9 protein-coding genes are annotated in these 11,313 nt (G+C 43.8%); 6 read left to right on the top strand and 3 right to left on the bottom strand.

Annotation, left to right across the window (positions count from 1 at the left end; all coding sequences use genetic code 11):
• Window positions 1-274 precede the first annotated feature (274 nt).
• From ABN764_RS04970 to ABN764_RS04955, 4 genes are all read left to right on the top strand, one after another.
• Window positions 275-958, top strand: coding sequence for a response regulator transcription factor (locus ABN764_RS04970; RefSeq protein ID WP_174810809.1), 684 nt, complete (start codon window positions 275-277; stop codon window positions 956-958).
• Window positions 959-1,960, top strand: a complete 1,002-nt coding sequence (locus ABN764_RS04965) for a sensor histidine kinase (RefSeq protein ID WP_446671136.1) — start codon at window positions 959-961, stop codon at window positions 1,958-1,960.
• 94 nt (window positions 1,961-2,054) lie between these two features.
• Window positions 2,055-2,738: an ABC transporter ATP-binding protein gene (locus tag ABN764_RS04960; protein WP_446671135.1), complete on the top strand. Its 684-nt coding sequence runs from the start codon at window positions 2,055-2,057 to the stop codon at window positions 2,736-2,738.
• Window positions 2,735-5,326, top strand: a complete 2,592-nt coding sequence (locus ABN764_RS04955; protein ID WP_446671134.1) for an ABC transporter permease — start codon at window positions 2,735-2,737, stop codon at window positions 5,324-5,326. Before ABN764_RS04960 ends, ABN764_RS04955 begins: the two co-directional genes overlap by 4 nt.
• 87 nt (window positions 5,327-5,413) lie before the next feature.
• Here ABN764_RS04955 and ABN764_RS04950 read toward each other — a convergent pair whose 3' ends face one another.
• Window positions 5,414-6,754 (bottom strand): lytic polysaccharide monooxygenase, encoded by a 1,341-nt coding sequence (locus ABN764_RS04950; RefSeq protein ID WP_446671133.1) that lies wholly within the window; start codon window positions 6,752-6,754, stop codon window positions 5,414-5,416.
• 870 nt (window positions 6,755-7,624) lie between these two features.
• Between ABN764_RS04950 and ABN764_RS04945 the strand changes: the two genes are divergently transcribed.
• Together ABN764_RS04945 and ABN764_RS04940 are read left to right on the top strand one after the other, a co-directional pair.
• On the top strand, window positions 7,625-8,440 hold the full coding sequence (locus tag ABN764_RS04945) for a lipase family protein (protein ID WP_446671132.1): 816 nt from the start codon (window positions 7,625-7,627) through the stop codon (window positions 8,438-8,440).
• 36 nt (window positions 8,441-8,476) lie between these two features.
• Window positions 8,477-9,328, top strand: a complete 852-nt coding sequence (locus ABN764_RS04940) for a lipase family protein (protein WP_446671131.1) — start codon at window positions 8,477-8,479, stop codon at window positions 9,326-9,328.
• 118 nt (window positions 9,329-9,446) lie between these two features.
• Here ABN764_RS04940 and ABN764_RS04935 read toward each other — a convergent pair whose 3' ends face one another.
• Both ABN764_RS04935 and ABN764_RS04930 read right to left on the bottom strand, forming a co-directional pair.
• Window positions 9,447-10,064, bottom strand: a complete 618-nt coding sequence (locus ABN764_RS04935; protein ID WP_446671130.1) for a hypothetical protein — start codon at window positions 10,062-10,064, stop codon at window positions 9,447-9,449.
• 219 nt (window positions 10,065-10,283) lie between these two features.
• On the bottom strand, window positions 10,284-11,291 hold the full coding sequence (locus tag ABN764_RS04930) for an alpha/beta hydrolase family protein (RefSeq protein ID WP_446671129.1): 1,008 nt from the start codon (window positions 11,289-11,291) through the stop codon (window positions 10,284-10,286).
• Between the last annotated feature and the right edge of the window lie 22 nt (window positions 11,292-11,313).

The raw sequence follows: 11,313 nt of genomic DNA, 5'->3' as shown, positions 1-11,313 counted from the left end.
GACGGAAAACTTTATTTCTCAGTAAATAGCATGTAAACCATGAAATGGTTCCCCATTATTTACAACCCTTATTCTAGTTTATGATACAAAAAATGTATATCGATGATTTTGTCGCAATTTGGTTTTTTATGTCATAAATAATATATATTTTTATAATGTATGATAAATCCTGTTGATTACGCATAAAACCTCTTTCCATCAGAAAATGATAGAGTATATAATGTCGACACGAGGAAGAATGAATGAATTCAGTCATAGAGTAGGGGAACTAGTGATGAAGATATTAGTTGTAGAAGACGATAAAACGATCGCGTCCGGATTGGAATATTCACTGCAGCAGGATCAATTTGATACCGTGTTGTGCCATGATGTCGCATCAGCTAAGAAAATGCTCACTGAAAACAATGATCAATTTGCGTTATGTCTGTTTGATTTGTCGCTTCCAGATGGAAGCGGGTATGAACTGTGTAAAATGGTGAAGGAGCGGCAAGATATTCCGGTTATCTTCTTAACCGCGATTGACGATGAGGTCAACGTCGTCATGGGACTGGATATGGGGGCCGATGATTATATTACGAAGCCTTTTCGAGTTCGCGAACTTCTGTCACGGATCAAGTCGGTGTTGCGGAGATACCACAAGCCATCGCAAGCAAAAACAATCATTGATATCGGGACTGTGCGTATCAATACGCTGGAAGGCAAAGTGTACAAAGATCGAGCTGAAATCCTATTGACCGCATTAGAATACCGTTTGCTGCTGATCTTTGCCAATCATATAGGGCAGGTTCTCACGAGAAATCAGTTGTTGGAGCAGATTTGGGATGTTGCCGGCGAATTCGTAAACGATAATACGCTAACTGTGTATATCAAGAGGCTGCGGGAAAAGCTAGAGGATGATCCGCAGCATCCGACCATGATTAAAACGATCCGTGGATTCGGCTACAAGGTGGGTGATTAGATGCTCCGCAATCGAGAAATACAAATCCTATTGACAGTTATGATCACAATCAGTGCAGCAGCGATCACCGTCGCTGCTTTTATATCGTCTGCTGCATTGGCACTTGTTGTTATCTTGTCGCTTCTGCTTATAGGAAGCAGCTTGGCATTTACGAGATGGAGATATCGAGAACTTGAGAAACTTTCAATTTATTTGCGCGAAATCAGCAGCGGCAATGATTCGCTCGACGTACGCGATAACCAAGAAGGCGAGCTCAGCATTTTGAAGAACGATATATACAAAGTGACACTTATGCTATCCGAGCAGCGCTCACTGCTGCAGCGGGACAAAATGCAATTGACGGACGCCATTTCGGATATCTCGCATCAGCTCAAGACGCCGCTTACTTCCATGACGGTAATGGCCGATTTGTTAAGCAGCGCTGATCTGCCGCCAGTCAAAAGAATGGAATTCACCCACAACATTCGAATTCAACTGGAGCGAATCGATTGGCTTGTGTCATCTCTCCTAAAGCTCTCGAAAATGGATGCCAAAACAATTCCATTCAAAAAAGAGCCAGTATTGGTTAAACAGCTTATCCAGCAAGCGCTAGAGCCTGTCCTGATACCGATGGATATTAAGGAACAGACAGTTTCGATCAATGGAGATGACAACGTCTCATTTATAGGTGATTTCAATTGGACAAGTGAAGCGCTCATCAATATTTTGAAAAATGGCGTCGAACATACGCAGGAAGGCGGAGCAATCGCCATTTCGTATACAGAAAATGCGCTATTCACGGAAATTGTCATTGCCGACAACGGCAAGGGCATACCAAAAGAAGATTTGCCTTACATTTTCAAACGGTTTTATAAAGGGAAGCATGCTAGCGAGGGAAGTATCGGCATCGGTCTGGCCATGGCTCACAGTATTATCGCAAGTCAGGGCGGAGTGATCGATGTGAGGAGTGACGGCGAAAACGGAACCGAGTTTCATATTAAATTGTATAAGCAAGTCATTTAACCGAAAGTGACTAAATCGTCACTTTCACTGTCACTGGAGAGTCATGTTCGACAGATAAAATGATATCCATCAGCAAAGCTATGGAGGTTAACACATGGAAATTTTACGAATCGAACATCTGTCTAAACAATACGGGAAAGGTGAATCAGCAGTAACAGCACTGGATGATGTATCTTTTTCCGTGCGAAAAGGGGAATTCGTCGCGATAGTTGGGCCCTCTGGGTCAGGAAAATCAACACTTCTACATATGCTGGGGGGTGTGGATCGGCCGACGAGCGGCAAAGTGTTCGTTCAGGATACGGACATGTATGCCTTGGACGAAACGCAGCTGGCCATCTTTCGACGGAGACAAATCGGCCTGATTTATCAGTTTTTCAATCTCATTCCCGTCCTGACCGTGGAAGAGAATATGACGCTGCCGCTTTTGCTGGATAAACAAAAGGTAGATAAAAAGCAATTGGACGTGCTTGTAGGGACATTGAATTTGAAGCATCGGCTAAACCACCTGCCTAACCAGCTATCTGGCGGGCAGCAGCAAAGGGTCTCGATCGGCAGAGCACTCATTAGCAATCCTGCGATCATGCTTGCAGATGAGCCGACAGGGAATTTAGACAGCAAAAATAGCAGTGAGATCGTTGACTTGTTAAAGATGTTAAATAAGACCTATCAACAGACGCTGATCGTGATAACACATGACGAACGAATCGCCCTACAGGCCGATAGGATCATTTCCATTGAAGATGGAAGGATTGCCAAGGACGAGGTGATCCGTCCGTGAACATCGTCAATACACTTACGATCAGACATTTGATGCAAAATAAACGGCGTACACTGGTCACGATCATAGGCGTCATCATTTCGGTTGCCATGGTGACGGCTGTGGCAACGCTTGGCTTTTCTTTTTTGGATCTCATGAAAAGGCAAACCATCGCAGATGGTGGAGAATGGCATGTCCTTTATCAAAATGTAAGCAAAGAACAGCTTGAAGCCATTCAGAACGATGATGCAACCAAAGTCGTCACGATCACCCAAGATCTCGGCTATGCTCCGTTAGTAGGGAAACAAAACTCTAGTAAGCCCTATTTATTTATCCAGGCGTATAATGCACAGGGTTTCACGCATTTTCCCATTCAGTTGAGCAAGGGACGACTGCCTCAAACAGACAAGGAGGTCGTGATATCGGAAGCCATAGTGAAGAACGAAAAGGTCAACTATAAAATTGGCGACCACTTAACCTTGTCAGTCGGCGAACGATTCGAGAAGGGCAACGAGAAACCGCTGGATCAATTAGAGATGTTGCGACGTGAAAATGGAAAATTGTCTGAATCCTTACAGCTAATCACGAACAAGGAATACACGGTAGTAGGCTTCATCAAACGTCCGGTCATGGAACCGGCATGGGCGCCTGGATATACCATTATAAGCTATATCGATGAAACCAGTATAAAGGCAACAGATCGAGTCAACGCAGCAGTTGTCCTGAAAACCGTTGATCGTTCCTTGTTCGATCATGCGGAACAGTTGGCGAAAAGCAACAACATCGAAAACGTCCAATATAATCACGAGTTGCTTCACTATTATGGCTTGTCGAAAAACAAAGCCTCTAGCAGCATGTTGATTTCTTTATCAGTTATCATTATGGCGGTCATCATCATCGGCTCGATCTCGTTGATCTACAATGCATTTGCGATATCCGTCTCAGAGCGTTCACGTCATCTTGGGATGCTTGCAAGCGTCGGGGCGACCAAGCGGCAGAAGCGGAATTCGGTGTTCTTCGAAGGTATCATCATAGGAGCAATCAGCATTCCCATCGGGATCCTCTGCGGTCTTGCCGGGATAGGGATAACCTTCTTGTTCATCAATCCCATCATTCAAGGGGCACTTGTGACTACGGAAAAATTAACACTCATCATCACGCCAATGTCGCTCCTGATTGCCTGTGTTGTTTCGATGTTGACGATTTTCATTTCGACATTTGTCCCAGCAATAAAAGCTTCCAAAATCTCTGCAATTGACGCAATTCGCCAAACTGCCGATGTGAAGCTTACAAGGAGAGCCGTGAAAACGTCGAAGCTCATGCGCAAGCTATTCGGCATCGAAGCCGAGATCGGATTGAAAAATATAAAACGAAATAAACGAAGATACCATGCCACCGTATTTTCAATCATAATCAGCATCGTCCTGTTTTTAACGGTGTCATTTTATACCGCCAATCTAAAGCAATCTCTAGCACTCTCACTGGAAGGTGTTAATTACGACATTCACATCTGGTACAACAATGGGAATCAAATGGACGATACGACGGTTCAATCGATTGTATCCCTTGACGGTGTGACCGAATACAATGTGACGGAAATGTACAGGGTTAACGCCTGGATCGGAGAAGCTGCAATCGCCAATGAGCTGCAAGAAGCGGTCAAGAAGGATAGGAGTGTACTGAAGAAAGGGAAATACCTTTATGACATAAATATTAATGCCATGAACGATTCGAGCTTGCAAGCCTATGCCAAAGCGGTTGGCGCAAATGTCGAACAGCTGATGAATCCAGATCATCCCGCCGCGATCGTGGTGGATACGATTCAATATAAGGACGAGGCGACCAATCAATTTGTGCAAACGAAGAATATTCATGCAAAAATCGGTCAAAGTCTTCAGTTGAGCTATATAAGCGAAGAAACAAATAAAGAAACAGATTTAAAAGAAGTAACCATCGCTGCGAAGACGGATCAATTGCCTATGGGGATACGTTCATCAGCAGTAGGCGAGTTAGATATTGTCGTATCAAATCGTGTCTTGGAGCGACTCATTGATGAAAAGATTGGGGCATACGGTCAGTCTCAATTATTTTTAAAAAGCAAAGATCCTTTGAAGACACAGCAGGAGATTGAAGAATTCAGAGATTCTAATCTGTCCTTTTTGAATGAATACCAGTCCAGAGCCGTGGAAGAACAAAGAATTTTGATCATGTCTGTATTCTCGTACGGCTTTATCATATTGATTTCAGCTATTTCTATCGCCAACATCTTCAATACAATCTCGACGAGCATATCGCTTCGGAAGCGAGAATTCGCGATGCTGAAATCAGTAGGTATGACGCCTAAAGGCTTTGCGAAAATGATGAACTACGAGAGCATTTTTTATGGAGTGAAATCTCTCTTATACGGCCTTCCTCTAAGCTTCGTCGTCATGTATTTCATTCATAGAACATTGTCGCAACGTTATCTTTTTGAGTTTACTTTTTCTTGGGTTAATATTCTCACTGTCATTGCTGCCGTATTTGTTATTGTCAGTGCGGCTATGCTATATTCAAGTGCTAAGGTAAAGAAAGAGAACATAATTGATGCGTTGAAGCAGGAGAATATATAAGATCCCGAACAACCCAAAAATAGCCGACAGCAACTCGAAATGAGATGCTGTCGGCTATTTGCATAGCTAATTGATAGCGCGCCGATTCTAAGGGATTACTTTCCACACATCAGCGCCTGAAGAACCTGGTGTTTCGCCTTGCGTCCACCATTTTGCTTCATAATTCACACCGTTATGCGTTACTTTATTACCGGCTACATACACTGTCGTTGCGCTCCAAGACGGATATGTAGTAGGGGCGGACGGTGTAGTGACGTTTAGAACGTTGCTTGCTAACGATACGTTGCCAGCAGCATCAATCGCTTTAACGGTAAAGGAATACGAAGTGTTTGCCGTCAAACCCGTAACAAGATATTCCACAGTTGAACCTGAGACAGTCGCTATCAACGTCGTGCCTTGAAATACTTGATAGCCTGTAACTCCGACATTATCCGTAGAAGCGTTCCACATTAATGGAACTGTTGTGGAAGTTGAGCTGCCCATGACATGAAGGCTGCTTGGCGCTGTAGGGGCTACTGTATCCGGACCGGTCACAGGAAGCGTCGTGAAGGTTACCGCATTGCTTGCTGCGGATATATTTCCTGCGGCATCAACAGCTTTTACCGTAATCGTATACGAAGTATTCGAAGTTAAACCTGTCAAGTTGGCAGTTAGCGCTCCGTTTGTCGTTGCGATTTGGTTGGGTCCGTTAAAGATCTGGTAGCCGGTTACGCCAACGTTGTCCGTGGAAGCGCCCCAAGTGATAGTTGCATTTGTCGCCCCAATATTGGATGCCGCTGCACCGGTTGGAGCAGTCGGAGCTACATTATCAACGTTCCCACCAAAATTAACGTCAATTACATTATAGAAGGCATTCAAGGTATCGGAAATTTCCCAAACTGCAAGAATAACTTGATACCCAGTTCGGCTCGGAACGTTGCAAGTGTCGGAATATGTGTTGCCAGGCAATTTACCGTTGTAAGGCACGTTGCAGAAAGGAGTTAAATCGAAGGAGTCGCGAGTAAGCGGTGCATTAGGATTCCAATTTTGCTTTGTGATGTAATATTTCCAGCTTGTCGTTGCGTGGGGTACTTTAATTTTCCAATTAAATGTCGTCGGTCCCGGGCTTATGTTAACCTTAGTCCAACGCGTCGCGGATTGCTCGTCAAGAGGCGCAAATGCTCCATTAGCACTCGCAATTTTACCATCGGCAGGGCCTCCCGCCGGGAATCCCTTATGTGCTTCCAAACTATAAGGTTCATAAATAATCAGACCACAGTTCTTATTAACGCCGTCTGCACAAAGACCTGCACGGCTATTGGTCACGTTACCGTGTGCGAATGCCTTATCCCCGAGTATGAGGGACATCGCGAAGAGAAGCACGAGCACGGTGCCGACAGCAAAAAGAAAGTTAAACCGTTTTGCTCCAGATGAACATAAAGTAGACATCAAGAATTTCCTCCATTTCATTCATTTTATTGGCAATGTATAACCGCTGAAATAATCAAATGACACCTCCTTCATAGGCGGATTATATATAAACTCTCTTAGGAGCTTATATCAGTTCCTAACATAAAGAATAAATCTGTTAACCCAGGGTGATTGAAAAAATGATAGAAAAGAAATGCATCTTGATATTGTCGAATCGTGAGAGATGCATTCTAGAGTAGTAGAAGCGGATTCATGAAGCAGCAGGTGATTCTTGTCTTTGGGTGATTGGGTGTTAATCTGAGGGATTACGAAATCGATTTGCGTTATAGTGAACGTGGACAGTTCGTTCAATCGTTGATCATAGGGTAGGTCTCAAATGGATACGTAACTTGGCAGGAAGTATCCGAGCTAAAGTAGGTAGTACCTTGTGACAACAACATAGCTATACCCATAAATTACTATGCATTAAAAATATATCATTATATGTTTTCTGTGGCAATTAGTTTGTTTCTGGCAGCATAACTTTGTGCATTTTCACCATTTCACCTACTTGCGGACTTAGCATATTTTCTCAGGCCTTACAGACGTATGGCGAAAGTGATAAATAAAAAAGGAGAGCCCGTCAAATGTCGAAGCAGGAGAGTATATAATTGGAAATGCACTCCAAACCAAAAGCTTACATTTGCATGCACGACAGGGTACCAGTGGTGTATACAAAAACTTGTAGGGTAGTGTCGTATGGTCCAACAGGCATATATACGAAGAACACCATATCAATCAGCTGGGCATATACTCAGAATAGAGGAGAATTGAGTTAATTAACCCCATTAACAATTAAGTTCATCATAAGAAATTGATCGCCTTGGACATAAGAGAGGAATTATTGATATGGGATCTTCTTTTCATAGCAAGACTGCAATCTTGCTTGCTGCTATGTGCTATCAGACGTATCCATTATACCTAAATGGAACGCTTGTCCTGCCATCGGAATACAAGCTTATCTATACGATTCATGCACTTGCAAATGTTGAGAATCCTACTGAAATCGTGTTTGGTTATATTGCAGAGTCCCCAGATCAAATCATTATCGCGTTCAGAGGATATGCGGCCTATCCGGCAGATTTGTTAGCAGCCTATGACATCCTTCAAGTACAGTATCCCTTCGTTCCTAATGCCGGGAATACCTCACGTGGATTTACATGTATATATCGCTCAACAAGAACTAATTTAATTCATGAGTTGAATAAGCTCTCAGCCACAAAGCAACTATATATTACCGGCCACAACTACGGTGGGGCTCTGGCCACGCTAGCCGCGCTGGATATTGCGGTCAACACCAAGTTTAAAAATCCTGTTGTATATACGTACGGGAGCCCTCGTATTGGAGACCCGCGCTTCGCTAACCAATTCAACAATGTGATTAGAAATAAAGTTAGGATTGTGAATATCCATGATTCATTTCCTACGTTTCCTGCTCGGCATTATCCGCCTCCGTTTACGAAGCAGGGGATACGATATCAACATGTCAAAACCAAGTATCCGCTCGCCTTTCAACTGAATACGGTTACTCGAAATGACAGCATTGCTTGTTATTTTGCATCCCTCAGCAAGAAAGACCCTGTTTTCGCCGATATGTTATGCAGCAATAATCCCGGTTTTTGCCCAAATCCCGAAATGTGTGTTCCGTTTGGGGGAACATGCTAGAGAAGGAAGACTTGATTCATAAAGGGAGCTGCCTAGATGAAAATATCCGAATTAGAACATCGTTTTGTTGCAGAAGACGCCATCTTACTATCAGCCATGATCCATCAGGCCTATCAACTATTTGCACAAGAACCATTTGTACTCCCCAAGGGATTTTCCGTATCATTGATCATTCGTGCTCTTGCTGGCGTTGAAGAGCCGGAGGAGGAAGTGTTCGGCTATATTGCACAATCGAAGCATCGAATCATCGTCGTCTTCAGAGGAACCCGAACGTTCAAGGACAACGAGTCGGATCAAGATTTATATCAGATTCCCTTTCCGTTTGTCCGCGAATCTGGACGTACTCATCGCGGATTCACATGTATCTATCATTCAACAAGGGAAGCGTTGATTAGAGAACTTAGCAAGCTTTCACCAACGAAAACACTATTTGTGACTGGCCATAGTTTAGGAGGAGCCTTAGCCGTACTGGCTGCTTATGATATTGCAGTTAACACTCCCTTTACGAAACCTATTGTATATACGTACGGCAGCCCACGTGTCGCAAGCCCTGCGTTTGCATCAAAATTCGATCTAACGGTTAAGAGCAGCATTCGCATTGTCAATATTCATGACATTATTCCAACCTTGCCGGAACGATCGTATCCGCCTCCGTTTACGAAGGACGGATTAACCTATGAGCATGTGAAGACGAAGTATCCAGTCTCTTTTCAATTGAATAGTTTGGCCAATCGTAATCACGAGATTGTCTGTTATTTTAAAAATCTCAGTAAAAAGAATCCTTATTACGCGAGCTTACTTTGTGAAGAAAATCCAGGTTTGTGTCCGGATACAAGTTGGTGCGTACCTTTTAAAGGAATATGCAGCCCAGTGGAGGAGGAAGGGTAAGCCGACATTAGCCGACTTGAAAGACGGGAAGTTCCAGGAGTTCCCCTCCAGATTGCTGAACGAACTCCTTAATATAAGTCGGAAGACAGTGGAGGGGCTGGCTATACCACAATCATATCTAATTGAAAAAATTGATATTGGCGTAGAACATAAGACCAGCCGGGTTGCCGGGAGTGACAGGCGGGTTAGGACCCAAGTAGTTCACGACAGTGAACGAAGCGAGAATCCCGTATATTCCTCCTGCTGGCAGCGGGTTACTGGATATGTTATAAATGCGAATGCTCTGCCAATTATAAGGTAGAATTTCAACCAATCCTGTATTGGCATCCATACTGCCATCAGTCAATACGGGAGGAGTGAGTGTTGTGATAAAAGCGGGATTCAGGCCTGAGAGATCGTAGACATCGAGACGTGCAACATGAGCATTATCTGCAAATACAGTAAGACTAACGTCAAGCGATACTGAACTTACTTCACTACCAACCCCACCACTAAAGGCAGCAAATGCCCTTACCTGGTTGTCTGTGGTTGTTGAATCCCAAATATATTTGGGATCTGGAAATCCACTATTATCATTACTATACTTAATGATATTTGGCCAGACCGGATATTGAGAAATGACGGTAGCTCTGTTGCCAGCGGCTGCTGTTACAGCTAAATTTATTGCTGTGAGTTGATCAGCTGCTATATAAGTGAATTCATCGCTTAGAACGATAGTTTGCCCTACAAAAGGCATAAGTGACACCTCCATGAGCATGAAATCTCTGTTCCCATGCAGGATATTCATATGACGATAACTTGGATTGGACAAATATGCAGAAAAAATGATCTAGGAATTCCGCCAAGTTCCCTACGATATTAATGCTCGAATCGAGCAATTCTTGCGTGAAGGTCAATAAAAAACAAATAGGGTCGGGTATGGCCCCGCCCCATCTATTCATATCTGTGTACGATGTTATTTAGGAAGTTTCCTCAGAAACTGCTCTATCGCATCCATATAACCTGGTATCGTTATTTGTCTGGGAGCGAACAGACTAATGAGCGTTGCTCGTAGATTCGAGTTCACCGTCTGCTTGCTGAGCATCGAATGATCAGCATCAGAGAAGACAGCAACAGTCAACATTTCCGGCTTAACGATGTCACGGTAGACCCGCTCCGTATCCTTCACATCGACATTAATATCCTCTTCACCTAGAATCAGCAGTACAGGCGAGTTGAAGTTGCGAAGATCTTCTGTGGCATCCGACAAAAAATTTTTGCCGGCGAATATCCATCTGTCTCTCGACATCAAGCTGTTTTTACGTGCGATTTTGACATACTCTTCATAGGAGGCATGTTTCTCTAACAGCTGTCGTACTTGTCGGTTATAGGCCAGTTTGTCTTGAATCTCTGCTTCCGATTTTCCATCAGCCAGCATTTCACTGCGTGTATTGTATTCACCTTGACTAATCCAGTTGATCGCAGGGGATAGAAGAAGGCTAAAAGCAAGCGGCTCCTGCTTGGCAAGCTTCGGAATGACCCAGCCCGCTTGACTCGCTCCCCATACCCCAATCTGCTTCCCGTCAATCATTGGCTGCTCTTTGGCCCAAGCAATCGCCTGACGGGCTTCTTCCACTCGGTCATCTATACTTTGATGCTCCCAATTTCCTTCCGAACCGTTAAGGCCTCTTTTATTAAGAGACAAAGAAGCATACCCAAGGGAAGCTAACCGCTCCCATAGCGGCTTATAGCCATCCTCATGCGTAGCGTCAATAGGGCCGTCCCCATGAATGAACAATACAAGTCCAAGTTTGTTCGTGTAGTTCTTAGGCAGTACGAAGCTGCCTGTTAATTTGCCCTGAGGCGTCTGGATTTCAACAGCTTGTTCATCCATGTCAAAGTTGTGTTGATTCAAGATATACAGTCCAGCACCGCCAAAAATCAGAACGATCAATAGTAAGGATATCGCTATCTTCTTTTTCATCTTATTATCTCCTTGTAAAAAG

Source organism: Paenibacillus wuxiensis (genome assembly GCF_040195695.1).
Classification (GTDB): Bacteria; Bacillota; Bacilli; order Paenibacillales; family Paenibacillaceae; genus Paenibacillus_B; species Paenibacillus_B suaedae.
The sequence above is the reverse complement of the archived record's forward strand: the minus strand, read 5'-3'. Positions and strand labels throughout refer to the sequence as shown.